Source organism: Nocardia sp. NPDC004860 (genome assembly GCF_040609015.1).
Taxonomy (GTDB): Bacteria; Actinomycetota; Actinomycetes; order Mycobacteriales; family Mycobacteriaceae; genus Nocardia.
In genome coordinates this window covers 34,478-51,119 of sequence record NZ_JBEXJI010000035.1, presented here as the reverse complement: position 1 = coordinate 51,119, position 16,642 = coordinate 34,478, and the positions used below count along the sequence as shown (strand labels likewise).

Genomic DNA, 16,642 nt, shown 5'->3' with positions numbered 1-16,642 from the left:
GTCTAAACTGTCTGGGACGTATCCGAAAGTTGTCGAAAGGTGACAGGATGGGTGCCCAGACGGTCGTGTCCGATGTCGCGGAGGAGCTCGCTCGCCGCGTCGCGACCGGTGAGTACGCGCCCGGTGATCTGATGCCGTCGGTCCGCCAGGTCGCCGAGGAATTCGATATGAACCGGGCCACAGCGCAATTGGTGCTGGGCCGGCTGGAGTCCTACGGCTTCGTGGACGCGCATCGTGGCCGCGGTTTCACCGTCCGGGATGTGCGCCGCGCGGGCGGGGTGGATGTGTATCGGCGGCTGTTCCGGCTGTCCATGCACGCGCCCGAGGTGGCCGCGGAGATGTTCGGCAATATCGTGGCGGCCGAGCGCGCCATCGTGCTGGAGGCACTGCTCGACTACACCGCCACCGAGCGCGGCATCGAGCCCGCGGTGCTGACCGCCGCGGTCGATCAACTCGAAACCCAGGCTCGCAGCGCCGAACCCGATCACGCCCGGATGCTCGAGCTCGAGGTCGGCCTGGTGCGCCTGGTGCTCACCGATCTGGGCCACACCATGCAGCGCGCGGTGCTCAATTCGGTGGGGGAGATGCTGTTCGAGGTGCCGGAGGCGGTGCAGGCGTACTTCGCGGCCTCCGCCGATCTGCACGTACTGGTGTGGCGGGCGCTGCTGGCGGTGTGGGAATCCACGGCCGGTCCGTCCCAGGCGCAGCTGGCGCTGTTCGAGGATCTGTTCGCCATGTACCACGAGAAGGTACTTGTCAGATTCGACGAACTGCTGGGTATGGGCCTGGATTCCGCGGTGCACCGGCAGAGCGCGTCCGCCTGATCAGACGGCGGTCGCCATGGCCGCCGCCACGAGCGCGCCGATGATGGCCAGCGCTAGCACCGCCAGGATCACCCGGTTGCCTTTGGTGGGTGGCTCGGCGGGTGGATGGACGGTCATGGATCTGTCTCCTGTCGATATGGGTGGTGGAGGCCATCGTATTCCGGGGGCTCCCAATATGTTTGGAGTCCTCGACGTTGGGGCATTATCTCGGCCGCTTCCCGGGCCACGCCGAGGAAACCGGGTGGCCGATCAGGAAACGCGCCACCCGCTCGACCTCGGGTCCGGTCGTCACCCCCATGGGGACCCAGCAGATGCGGGGCAGGCGCTGGTGAGCCGGTAGACCAGCCAGGATTCGGCGCGGAGCGGCAGCAGGGCACGATTGCGCGCGACCGCGGCGACGATCCGGCGGCCGGTCCGGTCAGGGTGCATGCCGAGCAGGCTCATGCCCTCGACCACGAGCTGACGGCGCGCCGACCCGTCTCGACGACCATCCGGCCCGCAGAATCGAGCGCAGTCGGTAGGTTTCGTGCTCAATAGCGGCCGAACAGCACCGCGGCAGTGTGGCCGCCGAAACCGAACGAATTGCTCAGTGCGAAGCCGAGCAGGATGGACTCTCCTTCCCCTGGATTGTCCCAGACAGAATGGAGACGGGATCTGATCCTGGCTAGTCGACCCCGCGCGCCGAACTGCGTGGTCCCGCATCGCCGGGTACATTGTCTGAGACGGAAATTCGAGGAGGAGGAGAACGACCGTATGACCGAGGCGCTGCCCGACCGGCCGACAGTAACCAGACCGCCCCTGCTCGCCCGCCGCTGGACCATCGACGACATCTCCGACCAGACCGGCCGGACCGCCGTGGTCACCGGCGCCAACAGCGGACTCGGTCTGCGCACCGCGGAAGCCCTGGCGGCCAAGGGCGCGCACGTCCTGCTCGCCTGCCGTAACGAGCTCAAGGCGGCGGCCGCGCTGGACCGGGTGGGTGCCGCGGCCACCGGCCCCAAACCCGAAGTGCTGCCACTGGATCTGGCCGACCTGACCTCCATCCGCCGCGCCGCCGACCACCTCGACGTGCGCGGCACACCGATCGACATCCTGGTCAACAACGCGGGCGTGATGGCCCTGCCGCGGCATCAGCGCACCGCCGACGGTTTCGACGCGCAGTTCGGCACCAATCACCTGGGTCACTACGCATTGACCGGACTACTGCTGCCCCAGTTGTTGCGCGCACCCGAAGCACGCGTGGTGACCGTGTCGTCCATCGCCGCCTGGGGTGGCCTGATCAACTGGCTGGATCCGAATTGGCGTGTGGTGTACAGCCGTTGGCTGGCCTACAGCCAATCCAAACTCGCCAACCTCCTGTTCACCGCCGAACTGCAGCGGCGGGCCCGCGCCGCCGGATCGACGCTGACCGCAGTGGCCGCGCACCCGGGACTGTCGGCGACCAATCTCTACGATTCCGGCCCGGAGAAGGGCGTGGCGGCGGCCTTCGCGGCCGTCCAGCAGCGAATGCTGTTCTCGCTGGCGCAATCCGACGCCAAGGGCGCGCTGCCGCAACTGTATGCGGCGACCATGCCCGGTCTGGTGGGCAACTCCTACTGCGGCCCGGCCTTCGGGGCCTTCGGATATCCTCGCCGCACCCTGCGAAATCCCCTCGCCTACAGCCGATTCCAAGCCCGTAAGCTCTGGGAGCTCAGTGCGGAGCTGACCGGCGTCGACTACCGATGGGCCTGACCGGCGGCCGGAGCTAGGACGGGTAGACCGCGATCTCGATGAGATTCCCGTCGAGATCGCGGCAGTAGTGCGAGACCATCTCGCCCAGCGCGCCGATCTTGACCACCGGGCCGTTGACGATCTCGACCCCGCACGCGGTCAGGTGCTCCGCGACCGCCTCGGGCGCGGCCCTGGTCACGAAGCAGAGGTCCTGTGCCCCAGCGGCTTCGGTGGCCCCGGTGGTCCAGTTCGGGTCGGTGTCCAGCGCACCGACCGGGCGGAGATTGATCTTCTGATTCCCGAAGGTGAGCGCGAGCCGCGCGGCGGGGCCGAACCGCTCCACGCTCATGCCCAGCACACGGGCGTACCAGTCGGCTGTCGCCACCGGGTCGACACAGTTGATGACCACATGATCGAAACGGTCCACGGTGAATGCCATGTTCGCATTCTCCGTACGTCCCGCGGCAAGATCAACGGCGGCGCAACAGCATTCCGCGAATGTAGGCCGCCTGGCCGGAATGCTGAATATCGTCGTCGACCACGCTGATCAGGCGAACTCCCAGGGTGACCGCCGGATCCCAGCGGGTGTCCACGATACGGGGGAGATCGGCGTCGGTGAGCGCCGACACGTACCCGATGGTCTGATCGTGCACCGCGTCGAAGTAGCCGAGCAGCAGGTCGGCGGAAACGCCGTCCAGCCGCGCCACTTCGGCGGAACTGTGCGCGTATCCGGTGGCGGAATCGTCGAAGGGCAGGTCGAATCGCTTCGCCCAGCCCTGCGCCGTCCACACCTGTTCGAGGCCCGCGACATCCGCGATGTGATCGTCCTGCACGCGGGTCAGATGCCAGATCAGCCAGGCGATGGAATTGGCATCCCCGTCCGGCCGCGTGGCCAGTTCCGCCGGGGTGAGCCCCTCCACCGCGCCGTGCACGTTCTCCTTGATCCGCCCGAATGCGTCCACCAGCAAGTCAGCGCTCGTCATGCCCTCATCCAATCACCACGGGCCGGAGGTTATTCCGAGGCGCGCGCCCAATCCGGAACCCAGGTGCCGGGACGGTCCACATCCGCGCCGGCCAGATGGCCGTGCAGCGCGGCCAGCGTGGGATGGGGATCCGCGGCGCGCTGGAGCAGGGAGTGCGGGTAGACGGGCGTGGGATCACGCAACGGCACCCGCCGCAGACCGTGGGTGTCGGGCCAGAGGAAACGGGTGTCCTCGCCGACCAGCGTCGCGACCTCCGGGGAGTCGGCGACCGCGTCCAGCAGCGGCTCCAGGCCGAAGTTCGGGCCGACCGAATCGATGGTGAGATCGAAGGCCGCGGCGAGTGACGCGTAATAGGCCGACCATTCGGTTCCGCTCACCAGGCTCGGCATCCAGATGCGATGGCCGGCCAGATCTTCCGGCGACACTGTCCGCGCCCTGGCCAGCCGGTGGGCGGGGCCGACGAGCAGTTCGAGTGGCTCGTCGAAGATCGGCGTCGCCTGCAGGCCCTCGGGCAGTGCGTGCCCCGGCGCGGGCACACAGCGGAACGCGGCGTCGACCGAGCCCTCCAGCAGCGCCTCCATGGCCGCGCCCGCGTGCGGGAGCCGCACCACGTCCAGTTCGAAATCGGGATGGGCGCGGTGGAAGTCGCGTAGCAGCCCGGCCGGGGCGAGCTGGCGACCCACCACATCCACGCGCAGCGCCCGCCGGCCCGGGCTCACCGAGGCCAGGGCGCGTTCGGCGGTGTGGAGCAGGGTGCGGGCATGGGGGAGGAAGGCCTGCCCGTCGAGGGTCAGGCGGGCGCCGCGCGCCGTGCGGGTGAACAACCGGGCGCCCAACGTCTTCTCCAGGGCCGCAATGCGTTTCGAGACCGCCTGCTGGCTGATCGACAGATCCGTGGCGGCGTCCTGGAAATGTTCCGTGTCCGCCACCGCGACGAAGGTGCGCACGGCCTCGAGATCCATGCGACGAGAGTATGCGCACAACGTCCGGTTGTGGCTCGCGGGCGGTTCGGTTGTTTGATCCCGAGGTCGCGGGTCTGCTTCGATCTTGCCGGACAACGACGGCGGGACAGCACGAGGCGGGCGGTATGACGGGCAGGCGGTCACTGGGACGCGGATTCGGCTGGTTGTGGACGGCTTTCGCGGTGAGCACGGCGGGATCGTGGCTGGCCTTCGACGCCTTCCCCTTGATCGCGGTGCTGGTCCTGCACGCCGGGCCCGGGCAGGTGTCGCTGCTGGCGGCCGCCGGACTGGCGGTGGGTGCGGTGGTGGCGATACCACTGGGACCGTGGATGGAATTCCGGCGCAAGCGGCCGGTCATGATCGCCACCGATCTGGCGCGCTTCGCGGTGGTGCTCAGCGTGCCGCTGGCATTCGCGGCGGGCGTGCTGAGTTTCGCACAGCTGGTGGTGGTTTCGGTGATCGTCGCGGCCTCGGACATCGCATTCCGGGCAGCGTCGGGGGCATACCTGAAAACCCTGCTGCCCAAGGAGGACCTGCTCCTGGCGAACGGGCGATTCGAATCGACCATGTGGACGGCGAGCGTGCTGGGCCCGCCGCTCGGCGGCGCGGCGATCGGGATCTTCGGACCGGTGGTCACCGTGGCGGCCAACGCCGTCAGCTTCCTGTTGTCCGCCTTGGGAATTCGGGCCATCGGCGGCGGCGAGCCGCAGCCCGCGCCGAGCGGGAGCGCCGGCTTCCGGATGGGGGACCTGGTCGAGGGCTGGCGCTACATCCTGACCCACCGCGCGCTGCGGCCGCTGTTCGTCAACACGATCCTGGTCAACGGCCTGATCCTGGCGACCCAACCGCTGCTGGCCGTCATCATGCTGCGCGATCTCGGCTATGCGCCCTGGCAGTACGGGCTCGCGTTCGGCATTCCCTGCCTCGGCGGCCTGATCGGCTCGCGGCTGGCGACACCGCTGGTCGGCCGGTTCGGTCAGCGCCGGGTGCTGGTCGCCGCCGGGATGCTGCGGGCCTGTTGGGTGCCCGTCCTCGCCTGCATCGGCCCCGGCCTCGCCGGCCTGCTCGTGGTGATCGTGGTGGAATTCGGCCTCATCACCTGCTGCGGAGTCTTCAACCCGGTCTACGCGACCTTCCGCCTCGAACGCGCGGCACCCGACCGCACCACCCGCATGCTCTCCGCCTGGTCGATCACCAGCAATATGAATACCGCGGCCATGACGGCACTCTGGGGCGTCCTCGCCGCCGTCACCGGCTCACGCACCGCCATCGCGCTCGCCGGACTGCTCATGCTGGCCACGATTCCGCTGTTGCGCCCCAACAGTTTTCCCGACCTCCCCGCCGCGGAACCCGTGGCCGCCGCTACAAGTTGAAGGCGATCGCGCGCAGCACGAGGACCGCGATGAACACCACGGTGAAGGCGAGATCGATCGAGACGCCGCCGAACCGGACCGGTTTCAGGACCCTGCGCACCGGCGCGATCACCGGCTCGGTGAGGCGATGGACGACATCCCGGGCCTTCCGCAGGGCCGGCGGGGTATCGCCGAGCACGCCGATCCAATCGATGATGAGGCGGGCCAGCAACAGCAGCATGAACAGCGTCAGGGCGAGCCCGAGCAGGGAACCGAGGAATGACATGGCGAACTCCTTCGTAGTGGCCGCCCTCAGGGTGATCAACGCCGCGACGCCGCCGAAAGTGCCCTCATCGTCGACCATGCTCGGCAGGTTCGGCGGCGGGCTCGCCGCAGCCGTGCGAGAATCTGGGCTGCTGTTCGCCCCGCTCACCCGAGATCGCACAAGGAGTCGCCGTGAGCAAGAAGTATCTGGTCGGCCTGCCCCTGGCCGTCGCCGCCATGTCACCGGTCCTGGCGGCTGTCGATGCCGCGACCGCCCAGGCCGCCGTTCCGACCTACACCTGTACCGCGCAGACCTGGGCGGGGGAGCAGTTGCCCGCCGTGACGGTGGAGGCCAAACACGGGAAGTATCAGGCTCAGGGCGTCGCGCAGACCAAATGGGGCGGGGTCGCCAAGTTCGCGACCATCGACTGCAAGATCGGCAACTGATACCGCGAGATCGGTAACCGAATCCGGGCCGCGCTCAGATGGCGCGGCGATGGTTCAGATACGCGAAGGAGGCGAGGCCCAGCGGGATCTGGCACCAGAAGGTGAGGAGCCGGAATCCCAGGGCCGCGCCGACCGCCACCCCGCCGGTCAGGCCCGCGACCGCGGTGAGGCCGGCCGCGATGGTGATCTCCTTGGTGGCCACCCCGTTCGGGGAGGGCAGTAGCGGGGCCAGGGCCACGGTCACCAGTTCCACCACGAACGTGTCGGGCAGGCTGAGGTTCGCGCCGACCGCGTGCAGCACCGCCCACAGCGCCACCACCATGAGCAGCGGCTGGATCAGCGCACAGATCCAGAGGGCCGCCGCGCGGCGCGGACGGACCGCGGTGGCAGCCACCGATTTCCAGGCCAATTCGGCGTCCGAGCGGGCGTGCCGCATACGGGCGGGCAGCTGCCGCCAGCCGCCGTGCGCCTGCACCCGGCGGTTCATCGCCCGGGCGCCCACCGCCAGGACGATGCCTCCCGCGAGCACGGCGATGATCATGATCGCGGCTGTGTGCCAGAGATTTCCGCCGATCAGGTGATGCCACCACGCCGAAACGCGGGTACCCAGGTCGTGCCACGGGGGTTGCGCGCCATTGCGGCTCATCAGGCCCGGCGCGGCCAGCGCCGCGATCACCACCAGCGGAACCCGCACCACCAGCGCGGCGAATCCCATCAGCGCGATGGACGCCGCCGCGCCGGTATGACTGAGTCCGGTGCGGCGCAGAAACCGCATTCGCAGCAGCAGTGAGGCCGCGGGCACCAAGCCGATGGCGGGTACCGCGAGCTGGAGGGCGAACAGCTGCCGTGCGGAGGTGTCGGCGGGTATCGAACCACGCAGCATGAAAACCGAGGTGGGCCAGAGGGCGAGGGTGGCCAGCGCGGCCAGCAGCAGCCAGCGCGGGTCGGCTCCGGCGAGGGCGTGGACTCCGGTCAGGACCGCATCCCGCTGCCAGAACGCCGCGGCCATCACCAGCACGGTGAAGACGATGGGGGGTAGTGCCTTTCTCGCAGATGCGGGAACGGCCGCCATCTGCCCTCCTAGGTATCGCAGATATCTTTTTTCGCCGGTGAATCGCATTTGCGCAGATCAACATTAACGCGGTCGGTGGCGCGTGGACTCGCGTCGCCCGAGTGGTCCGTGGCGTGTTGCCGGGGACCCGCCTCCTGATCACGGCGCTGCCGGACCGGCGCTTCCTATCGGGCTGGAAGTTCTGCTGGCGTTGGGTGTAGCCGGCACCTGGCGGGCGAGGACTACCTGGTCCGGACCGCAGTCGCGGACCCATCGGTGATTCGAACCGAAGGCAATGGATTGCCGGGTTCATTGAACACGATTTGAAGATCGAAAACGAGTGCGGTGTGGCAGACGGAGAAAATCTTTACAGCCCATCGGTATCGATCACCCGGATTCCGCCAATCGACAGAACGGTCGTCTTCCAAGAGCGCCAGGGCGATTCACCGCAGATCCGGGTAGGCTCGCTGGCGATGGGGAGTGCCGAGATCAAGTCGTAGGGCAGGGACACGACGTGGCGAATTCCATGACCGCGAGCGCAGTGCTTGCCGAACTCGAACCGGTGGCGGAAGCGAATCTGAACCGGCACCTCTCGGTGGCCAAGGAGTGGCATCCGCACGACTACGTGCCCTGGGACCAGGGGCGCAACTTCGCCGCCCTGGGTGGAATCGACTGGGAACCCGGGCAGTCCCGGCTCAGCCCGGCGGCGCGGGCCGCCATGATCACCAATCTGCTCACCGAGGACAATCTGCCCTCCTACCACCGGCTCATCTCCGAATCGTTCACCCGCGAGCGCGCCTGGGGCACCTGGGTGGATCGCTGGACCGCCGAGGAGAACCGGCACGGAATCGCCATACGCGACTACCTGGTGGTCACCCGCGGCGTCGATCCGGTGGCGCTCGAGCACGCCCGCATGATCTGTGTCGGGACCGGCGTCGACGACCCCACCGGAACCGGTGACCACGCCGTTCTGCACGGGGTCGCCTATGTGACGTTCCAGGAGCTGGCCACCCGCGTCTCGCACCGCAATACGGGCAAGGCCTGCCGCGATCCGGTGGCCGACCGCCTGCTCGCCCGTATCGCCACCGACGAGAACCTGCACATGGTCTTCTACCGCAATATCTGCGGCGCGGCCCTGGACCTGGTCCCCGACGACGCCCTCGCGGCGATCACCGCGGTCATCGAGAACTTCCGCATGCCCGGTGCCGGCATGCCCGACTTCCGCCGCAACAGCGTCCTCATCGCCAAGCACGGCATCTACGATCTGCGCCAGCATCTCGACGAGGTGATCCTCCCGGTGCTGCGCAAATGGAACATCTTCGAGCGCACCGACTTCACCGCGCGCGGCGAGCAGATCCGGGACAGGCTGGCCACCTACCTGGACAAACTCGGCAAGGACGTGGTCCGGTTCGAGGAGCAGCGCGACCGTGCGCTCGCCCGCGATGCCGCCCGCCGGGCCGCCGCGACCACCTGAACCCACCCATGTGAACAGCCACCGCGCTGTCCACAGCCCCCGCCTTTTCGCCGAGCCCTCCCGCCCCGCCGCCGCTAGGGTGTGGTCCACACGAAGGGGGAGGCATGACAGACATGCTGCGCGCCGACATCACGGCGCTTCGAATCATGGCGGCGGGCATCCACTCCGAAGCCGGGGCCATCGCGGCCATCGACCCGGTCGACCTGATCGCGAAAGTCGGTCGGGCCATGCCGAATTCCGCGATCGGCGCCGCCGCCGTCACCGTCGGCGACCCGCTCCTCGCCGCCCTCCGCAGGCTGGCCACCCACCTCCATGCCTTCGCCGACGCCACCGCCCACACCGCAACCACCTACGAGGCCACCGAACTAGCCCTCGAAACCCAGCTGGACGGCTACCTGCACGGCGCTTCCTGACCGGCCCGCCGGTCCGGCGGCCGCGCGAACAACGAATTGGCCTCCTGCTGAACGGTATTCGCCGTTGGCACCTACCGACGCGGCGTTCCGCGCCGAGGGTGACCGGTGGCGCGTTGGACAGAGTCGGGCGCCCAGCGCGGGACGCTCGTGCCCGGCGGCAGTGCGGATTTCGCGAATCGGAAGGGATTGCGTGGGGAGGCGCGATGGTGCGAGCGGGGTTTTCGCAAGTGCGAGGGTGGGAGCCGGGCGCCGCGATCCGCGCCAGTTCGGGTGTGGCGGCGGCTGATTCGGCATTCTCCGGGGCCATGACACGGGTGGGGCGCCTGGCCGATGTCGCGGTCGCCGGGTGGCAGGGGGCGGCGGGGACGGCGGCCGCGCTGCGGGCATGGGAGTCGCAGCTGGCGGCGAACCATATCGGTGCGGCACTGCTCGACATCGCCGACGCGTTCGCCGAGGCGGGCGCGCTCGAGCGGGTGTGCGCGCTGGTCGGGCAGCTCGCCGACGAGGCCCGGGCCACCGGCTGCCGGATCGCGGAGGACGGCTCGGTCCGCGGGCCGCGCTCCGATACCGGGAACTCGGCGCTGGACTTGATCTTCCAGGCAGGCTTCGACGCGAAGGCGAAGCAGGTGCAGGCCCGGCTGGTGCCCCTGCTGGATCTCGCGGGGGAGATCGACGAGCGGGTCGGGGCCCGGCTCGGCGCGGCGACGGAGGCACTGGCGGGGCTGGCCGTCGATCCGACGGGCGGCGGGCCGAGCACTCGGATCGCCGGGATTCTCGACGGGACCGCGAGTCTTCCGGAAGATCCCACAGTGCTCTGCGCGCTGTGGAAGTCGCTCACGCCCGCGGATCAGGACGCGCTTTTCGCGGCCGATCCGCTGCTCGGGGACCGCGATGGGATGCCGGCACTGGCCCGCGACCACTACAACCGGATCACCTTACGGCGGTTGCGGGCCGAAGCCGCGGCGGAGGATCGGCGGCTGGCCGACCGGCACCGGGACTGGACGCGGCACCAGAACCTGCCGACCACCAGCGCGGGCTGGATTCGGTTGCGGGAGTGGGAAGCCGCGCGGGAGGAGGCGCAGCAGCGCGATGCCGGATACGCGGCGCTCGCGAATCAGGCCGGGGATCCGGGCTCGGGCCGGTTGGTACTGGCGGTGGACCGGAACGGGCACGGCGCGATCGCACTGAACAATCCGGATCTCGCCGTCAATGTCGCGACCTTCGTTCCCGGTACCGGATCGTCGCTGACCGGTATCGGTGTCGGTGTCGACCGGGCGCGTGCGCTGCTCGATGCGGCCGAGCGAGCCGATCCGGCCGCGCGGACGTCGGTCATCGCGTGGTACGGGTACGACGCACCGCCGGATCTGGCCGAGGCGGCGCGTGATCGCCGGGCTCGGGCGGGCGCGCCCGCGCTGGATCGGTTCGAGAGTGGCCTGCGGGCCGGCCACCCGGGGCTCGCGGCCCATCAGACGGTCGTCGGGCACAGCTACGGGAGCGCCGTGATCGGAGCGGCGGCCAGCGGAGCGAACTCTCTGGCGGCCGACGACGTGGTGTTCGTGGGAAGTCCTGGGGTAGGTGTTGATGATGTTTCGAAATTACGTTTGACGGGTATTCCTGCGGGCCACAACGGTGCGCATGTCTATGCCACGGCCGACCCCGCTGATCCGGTGCCCAGGTTCGGACAGTTTCTCCATGGGGTCGATCCGGTCGATCGCGAATTTCGCGCAACGGCTTTCACTTCTTCCGGAGCCACTATCGACCTTCCGGTGTTGCGGGCCCTGCCGTTCGATGTCGTGTCACACGGAAACTACTGGGAGCCTGCGAATCCGGGACTGCGGCATCAAGGGGAAATCATCGCCGGACGCTATAGCCAATGATCCCGAACGGGCGGTTCGTTGCGTCGTGATAGCCGTAACTGCTGGTTGCGGATTAGTTGCGGGAGTGCCGGTAGCACGGCTCTGGGCGGCCGACCAAACTGGTTTGAAACGGTCGGGTTCATGCTAGGGTTCCGTCAGGTTGGAATGGGAAGTCGGAGACAAATGCGCACTGAGAACATCAATAGAAAGTTCAAACTCCACGACGAGCGCAGGATCGCCGCCCAACTTCCAGAGCAACTTCTTGGTTTAGATGTCGTGGGTTTTGGGAAGCTGGAAGAGTTTCCGGGTGAGTTGCTGAACTCCTTCGGGGAATTTGCGAACGGCTCCGTGCCCCCGCAGTCCCGCATCTATCGCAATGCGCAGCCGAATCTCATCGATGCCTGGCTGCTGGAGCTGTTGCGCGGTGCGCGCATCGGCGACCGCTTCTATCTACGGACCGGGCTGGAGTACTTCCCCTGGGCCGACTGCCGCGTCCTCGACCATCGCTGGCTGGAGTCGCTGCGTCGCGTCATGGGCACCAACCAGGGATACATTGCGCACGACAAGAACTCGGCCGTCATGACGATCGGCACGCAGTACGAGGTGCTCGGCTTCGTCGCCGGCTCCGGCCTGCCGAGCGGGGCCGAGGCCGCGCCGGTCGAGGACGTCCCGACCCGCCGTATCGTCCAGGCCCCCGCCGGATCGCCGGATCAGGTGACCACGGCGCTCAGCGGCGACCTGCGGGCCCGCCGCCTGGCCGCGCTGAACTCCGACGCACCCGCCGCCCGCGACCTGGACCCGGCCGCTGCGCTGGCCTCCATGCCGGATCTGCCCGCGACGCCCGCCCAGGACAAGCCGGCCCCCCAGATCGTGGATGTGCTACCGGTTCCCGCGCCGGAGGCGGTCGCCGCCCCCGAGCCCGCGGCGCTCGAGCCGGCCGCGCCCGCGGCGCCCGAGACCGTCGCCCCGGAGGGCGCGGCGCCGGTCGCCACCCAGCCGATGCCCGGACGCGACGAGGCGCCCACCCAGCTCATCTCTCGCATCGTGGTGCCCACCGAAACCGACTGACTGCTCGCGCGACCCACGGTCCCGATCCGAACTCGCCGGACGACCGTGGGTCCGAACCGAACCGGCCGGGCCCGGCTTACGTTGTTCTGATACGCCGGGCTTCGTTCGCCGAGTTCGAAAGAGCCGATATATGTCGACATTCAATGGGCTGCCCGCCCATGTCCTGCTGGTGCACGTGGTTGTCGTGCTGGTCCCGCTGACCGCGGGGTTGCTGATCCTGTGCGCACTGTGGCCCGCGGCCCGCACCCGGCTGATCTGGCCGACTTCCGTCCTGGCGGTGCTGGTGACGGCATTGACGCCGGTGACCGTGGAGGCGGGGGAGTGGTTCCAGCGGCAGCTCGGTAACCCCCCGGTGGTGGACGAGCACGCGCGGCTCGGCCATCAGATGTTGTATTTCGTTGCGCCGCTGCTGGTTTCGACCGTGCTGCTGGTCTTCGTGCACCTGCGGCGCGGCCGCGGGAAGCCGCTGGGCCGGGTGGTGCCGACGGTGATCGCACTGCTGGTGATCGCGAGCGGCGCGGCGGCCGGGTGGCAGACCTACCGGGTCGGGGACTCGGGGGCGCACGCGGTGTGGAACGGCGTGCTCAACCACTGACGGAGACGACTGTCGTGACCCGGCGGCCGGTCTGCGGGGCGGTCGCCGGGCCACGGCAGTGCGGGCACGGTCAGATCTTGCGGATGACCGTGACGACCTTGCCGAGAATCTGGGCGTCATTGCCCGGAATCGGCTCGAACAGGGGGTTGTGCGGCATCAGCCACACCTGGGATCCGGTGCGCTTGAAGGTCTTCACGGTGGCCTCGCCCTCGATCATGGCGGCCACGATGTCGCCGTTGTCGGCCACGTTCTGCTGCCGCACGACCACCCAGTCACCGTCGCAGATGGCGGCGTCGATCATCGACTGGCCGACGACCTTCAGCAGGAACAGCGAACCCTCGCCGACCAGTTCGCGCGGCAGCGGGAAGACGTCCTCCACCGCCTGCTCGGCCAGGATCGGGCCACCGGCGGCGATCCGGCCCAGCACCGGGACGTAGGTCGGGGCAGGGTGCTCGTCGGAGGCGTCGGCCTCGGTATTGACCGCGCGCAGCTGCGACACGCCGGCGGTGGCGCGCACCGCCGTCTCGTCCAGGCCCCGGACATCCACGGCGCGTGGGCGATTGGGGTCGCGGCGTAGGTAGCCCTTGCGCTCGAGCGCCCGGAGCTGGTGTGCCACCGAGGAAGTCGAGGTGAGGCCGACGGCATCGCCGATCTCGCGGATGCTGGGCGGATAGCCGCGGTCGTGCACCGAGGTGCGGATGACCTCCAGTACCTTGCGCTGGCGCACGGTCAGATCGGCGCCGACACCGGACGATTCGGACAGGGGGCCGTCACCGCCGGGACCAAGGGGTCCGTTCTCACCATCCGCGCCGCCGTGTTCGCTCACCGCCGCCGTCCTCCGTTCACTGCTGTCGCTCACCGGAATTCGTTCCCGGATGCGGTTCATCGTGCGTCCGGGGAACTCGTGTCTCGACTGTAGTCCGTGTGACGCGTGTGATCAAACATCTGTTCGACGCATGTCGGGGAAATCAGTGACATTGTCGGTGGGCCGTGGTAGAAATTCGAACATCAGTTCTTCGAACACATGATCGAGTCAGTTGTCCAGCATCATTCGGTCCGCCCTACTTTGGAGGTTTCTTCGATGCGCGCCGTGGTCAGCGAAATCGACACTCTGGGAAGCGATCTGGGATTCGACAGCATCCCCTGGGAGCTGCGTTCGGATCGGTTCCGGACCGGGACGCCCGCGGCTGCGGGCCGTCCCGTCCTGGACCGCCGCCCCTGCCGCGCGCGGGTCCGGCCCGTCGGCGGCGCGGGTGTTCGACGCGACCATGTCGTCGTGCGACACGCGGCCCGGCGCGCCCGTGGCGCGCATCCGCTGGACCGGGTGCAGCGCGCCCAGGTCGGTCTCGCGGCCCTGGCCGTCACCGCATTGATGAGCGCGCTGGCCGTGGCCGGTCTGATCGGTCTGGCCCACTTGCGTTCCGGCGACTTCGATTCGCAGACCACCCCGCCCTCGGTCCAGCTGGTCCAGGCGCCGGTGCGATAGCGAGCCCGCTGCTGTGGTAGTTGCCCGGTCATAGCCGTTATTCGGGATAGAGCTCGACGGCCATGGGCGTGGCCGGAAATGCAGATTGAAAACTGAAACGTGTTGCTAGCGTCCCCCTGGATGTGACAGAGGCTACATCCGCGCGGCCCGTGGTCCGGCCCGCGCGCACAGCGACAGGGGGCGTCAAATGCCGAGAGTTCGAGGGCTGATCCGGGTGGCCGGTGTCCTCATCTGCCTGATGATCGGGCTGGTGATCGCACCGGCCGCGCATGCGGAGTTCGCGTATGCCGCGTATCTGGATCTGCCGTCGGTCAATGGTGACGGCGCGGGCGGCGGCGGATTGAATCCCGCACTGCCCCTGGATCCCGACACCCTGCGTGCCGCGCTCGACGACGCGCGCGCCGCGGGTGTCGAGCCGCGGCACTACGCGACCCTGCTGCATCAGTACTGGCTGGTCACGGCGACCCAGAATGCCGACATCGACCTGGCGGCCTGGGATCCCGGGCGCGGCGTCGCGGCGAATACCCGCACCTTCACCCAGGTCTACGTGAACTACCTGCGGCTCGACAACGCGCACCCGGACTACTGGTGGACCGGACTGGCCGGGCTCGCCGGCGGGTCGTTCGCGTCGGGCTTCTTCGACATGGGCGACGTGTCGGCGATTGTCACCGTGCCGGGCATCCATCAGCTCGGTGACGCGGTGGCCGATCTGCTGCGCGGCACCCCGCCGCAGCTGCTGGACATCCTGCCCGCCGACATCCGGACCCTCGGCACCGCGGGCGAGCGGCTCACCGCCGACGATCTGGCCTGGTACCAGACCCGGCTGATGATCATGCAGAAGCACATCTTCATCGACCAGGTACCCATGCACGAGGCCTACGCAACCGCGGGCCTGGCCGGTGTCGAGGAGATGTACCGGGCCGGCGTGCTGGACGAGAACGCCATCACCGCCTGGCGCGAGATCGATTCCGGCACCCCCGAGGGCCTGGCCGACGCCGCGCTGCGCATGACCGACCGGGAACAGAACCAGATCATCGCCGACCAGTGGGATGTCACCTCGCACGGCCGCGGCGACATGGGCCGGGTCATGACCTACGTGAGCACGATCGCGGGCAAGGCCGCCGTTCCCGGCGTCCGCGCGCCCGGCGTCTTCGCGCCCACCACCCTGACCACGGGCGCGATGTCGCTGCGCGCTCCGCTGCCCGACTTCAACTGGGCCGACCGCGACGCGCGGTGGAACTACATCACCCACGACCTGCTGCCGCGCTACCTGGAACTGTGCACGAATCCGGCCGCCGCGAGACCGGTTCTGGCCGTGCCGTTCCCGGTCATGCTGACCAATGGGCGGCTGGTGCAGCGCTTGCCGGATCTGCTCGCCGATCTGACCTCGCAGTGGCAGGTGACCACCTGATTCCGGCCTGTGGATACGGGCGGACGCCGCCGACCGGGTCCGTCACGGTATCCTCGAGATTGCTCGAGGTTGCTGTGGAAGCCCAGGCATCGACGAAGGATCCCGGATGCATTGCCCGTACTGTCGTCATCCCGATTCGAGGGTGGTCGACTCGCGTGAGGCCGAGGAAGGCACCGCCATCAGGAGGCGACGTGCCTGTCCGGAGTGTGGGCGCAGGTTCACCACGGTCGAAACCGCGATCCTGTCGGTCGTGAAGCGCAGCGGTGTCACCGAGCCGTTCAGCCGCGAGAAGGTCATCCGCGGCGTCAGCCGCGCCTGCCAGGGCCGCGAGGTCGATTCCGATGCGCTGAACCTGCTCGCGCAGCAGGTGGAGGATGCGGTGCGCGCCAAGGGTTCCCCCGAGGTGCCCAGCCATGAGGTCGGCCTCGCCATCCTCGGCCCGCTGCGTGATCTCGACGAGGTCGCCTACCTCCGATTCGCCTCGGTCTACCGATCCTTCAGCTCCGCCGAGGATTTCGAACGCGAGATCGCCGACCTGCGCAAGCACCGCGCCGACCACACCGTGGGCGCGGCAACCAAGTAAACGGGCGACCGCTACCGGTCACCCCACATCGATTCCCGGTCCGGCCCCGAGCAATTCGGAGCCGGACCGCTTCATTTCCCGGCGTCTCATGTCCGGCGGAGGGGCGATGCGCCGGCCCGCAACCGGCTTCCGAGAAGGCATGTGCGCATGCCCGTGGTGTTGC

General features: G+C 68.8%; 19 protein-coding genes. 12 read left to right on the top strand and 7 right to left on the bottom strand.

All coding sequences use genetic code 11. The features are described from left to right. Positions 1-47: 47 nt before the first annotated feature. The gene (locus ABZV44_RS39085) at positions 48-824 is read left to right on the top strand and encodes a GntR family transcriptional regulator (RefSeq protein WP_354848225.1); all 777 of its coding nucleotides are present in this window, start codon (positions 48-50) and stop codon (positions 822-824) included. A 288-nt stretch (positions 825-1,112) separates the two neighbouring features. Here the strand turns inward: ABZV44_RS39085 and ABZV44_RS39080 are convergent, their stop codons facing one another. Beyond that, the gene (locus ABZV44_RS39080) at positions 1,113-1,280 is read right to left on the bottom strand and encodes a hypothetical protein (RefSeq protein WP_354848222.1); all 168 of its coding nucleotides are present in this window, start codon (positions 1,278-1,280) and stop codon (positions 1,113-1,115) included. Between the two features lie 297 nt (positions 1,281-1,577). Here ABZV44_RS39080 and ABZV44_RS39075 point away from each other — a divergent pair, with 297 nt between their 5' ends. Continuing rightward, positions 1,578-2,555, top strand: coding sequence for an oxidoreductase (locus tag ABZV44_RS39075; RefSeq protein ID WP_354848220.1), 978 nt, complete (start codon positions 1,578-1,580; stop codon positions 2,553-2,555). Positions 2,556-2,568: 13 nt separating this feature from the next. Here ABZV44_RS39075 and ABZV44_RS39070 read toward each other — a convergent pair whose 3' ends face one another. Genes ABZV44_RS39070 through ABZV44_RS39060 form a run of 3 tightly spaced genes read right to left on the bottom strand, consistent with a single transcriptional unit; the run spans position 2,569 to position 4,479 of the window. Next, entirely contained in the window at positions 2,569-2,973 is a 405-nt protein-coding gene (locus ABZV44_RS39070; RefSeq protein WP_354848217.1) for a VOC family protein, read from the bottom strand. Between the two features lie 31 nt (positions 2,974-3,004). Beyond that, positions 3,005-3,517, bottom strand: a complete 513-nt coding sequence (locus tag ABZV44_RS39065; protein ID WP_354848215.1) for a DUF664 domain-containing protein — start codon at positions 3,515-3,517, stop codon at positions 3,005-3,007. A 29-nt stretch (positions 3,518-3,546) separates the two neighbouring features. Continuing rightward, on the bottom strand, positions 3,547-4,479 hold the full coding sequence (locus ABZV44_RS39060) for a LysR family transcriptional regulator (protein WP_354848212.1): 933 nt from the start codon (positions 4,477-4,479) through the stop codon (positions 3,547-3,549). A 125-nt stretch (positions 4,480-4,604) separates the two neighbouring features. On the opposite strand from ABZV44_RS39060, the gene ABZV44_RS39055 reads away from it, so the two are divergent. After that, positions 4,605-5,852, top strand: coding sequence for an MFS transporter (locus ABZV44_RS39055; protein ID WP_354848209.1), 1,248 nt, complete (start codon positions 4,605-4,607; stop codon positions 5,850-5,852). Here ABZV44_RS39055 and ABZV44_RS39050 read toward each other — a convergent pair. Continuing rightward, positions 5,842-6,195: a YggT family protein gene (locus tag ABZV44_RS39050; protein WP_354848207.1), complete on the bottom strand. Its 354-nt coding sequence runs from the start codon at positions 6,193-6,195 to the stop codon at positions 5,842-5,844. The two genes, ABZV44_RS39055 and ABZV44_RS39050, sit on opposite strands and share 11 nt — an antisense overlap. Before the next feature lie 92 nt (positions 6,196-6,287). Between ABZV44_RS39050 and ABZV44_RS39045 the strand changes: the two genes are divergently transcribed. Then, positions 6,288-6,542, top strand: a complete 255-nt coding sequence (locus ABZV44_RS39045; RefSeq protein WP_354848205.1) for a hypothetical protein — start codon at positions 6,288-6,290, stop codon at positions 6,540-6,542. Positions 6,543-6,576: 34 nt separating this feature from the next. Here ABZV44_RS39045 and ABZV44_RS39040 read toward each other — a convergent pair whose 3' ends face one another. Then, positions 6,577-7,614: a lysylphosphatidylglycerol synthase domain-containing protein gene (locus tag ABZV44_RS39040; RefSeq protein WP_354848202.1), complete on the bottom strand. Its 1,038-nt coding sequence runs from the start codon at positions 7,612-7,614 to the stop codon at positions 6,577-6,579. A gap of 505 nt (positions 7,615-8,119) precedes the next feature. Here ABZV44_RS39040 and ABZV44_RS39035 point away from each other — a divergent pair. The 5 genes from ABZV44_RS39035 to ABZV44_RS39015 all read left to right on the top strand — a co-directional run bounded on the left by ABZV44_RS39035 (position 8,120) and on the right by ABZV44_RS39015 (position 12,999). Continuing rightward, on the top strand, positions 8,120-9,067 hold the full coding sequence (locus ABZV44_RS39035) for an acyl-ACP desaturase (protein ID WP_354848200.1): 948 nt from the start codon (positions 8,120-8,122) through the stop codon (positions 9,065-9,067). Between the two features lie 104 nt (positions 9,068-9,171). After that, positions 9,172-9,480, top strand: coding sequence for a hypothetical protein (locus ABZV44_RS39030; RefSeq protein ID WP_354848197.1), 309 nt, complete (start codon positions 9,172-9,174; stop codon positions 9,478-9,480). A 305-nt stretch (positions 9,481-9,785) separates the two neighbouring features. After that, complete coding sequence (locus ABZV44_RS39025) at positions 9,786-11,357, top strand: alpha/beta hydrolase (RefSeq protein ID WP_354848194.1); 1,572 nt, start codon at positions 9,786-9,788, stop codon at positions 11,355-11,357. 255 nt (positions 11,358-11,612) lie between these two features. Next, positions 11,613-12,404 carry a hypothetical protein gene (locus ABZV44_RS39020; protein ID WP_354848192.1) on the top strand — a complete coding sequence of 264 codons (792 nt, stop codon included), beginning with the start codon at positions 11,613-11,615 and terminating at the stop codon, positions 12,402-12,404. Between the two features lie 130 nt (positions 12,405-12,534). Continuing rightward, positions 12,535-12,999: a DUF2231 domain-containing protein gene (locus ABZV44_RS39015; protein WP_354848190.1), complete on the top strand. Its 465-nt coding sequence runs from the start codon at positions 12,535-12,537 to the stop codon at positions 12,997-12,999. Between the two features lie 70 nt (positions 13,000-13,069). Here ABZV44_RS39015 and lexA read toward each other — a convergent pair whose 3' ends face one another. After that, positions 13,070-13,762, bottom strand: coding sequence for a transcriptional repressor LexA (lexA, locus tag ABZV44_RS39010; protein WP_354848357.1), 693 nt, complete (start codon positions 13,760-13,762; stop codon positions 13,070-13,072). Positions 13,763-14,080: 318 nt separating this feature from the next. Here lexA and ABZV44_RS39005 point away from each other — a divergent pair, with 318 nt between their 5' ends. From ABZV44_RS39005 to nrdR, 3 genes are all read left to right on the top strand, one after another. After that, positions 14,081-14,485, top strand: coding sequence for a hypothetical protein (locus ABZV44_RS39005; RefSeq protein ID WP_354848187.1), 405 nt, complete (start codon positions 14,081-14,083; stop codon positions 14,483-14,485). A 187-nt stretch (positions 14,486-14,672) separates the two neighbouring features. Beyond that, on the top strand, positions 14,673-15,896 hold the full coding sequence (locus ABZV44_RS39000) for a hypothetical protein (protein WP_354848184.1): 1,224 nt from the start codon (positions 14,673-14,675) through the stop codon (positions 15,894-15,896). Positions 15,897-16,002: 106 nt separating this feature from the next. Beyond that, positions 16,003-16,479: a transcriptional regulator NrdR gene (gene nrdR, locus ABZV44_RS38995; protein ID WP_354848181.1), complete on the top strand. Its 477-nt coding sequence runs from the start codon at positions 16,003-16,005 to the stop codon at positions 16,477-16,479. Positions 16,480-16,642 lie beyond the last annotated feature (163 nt).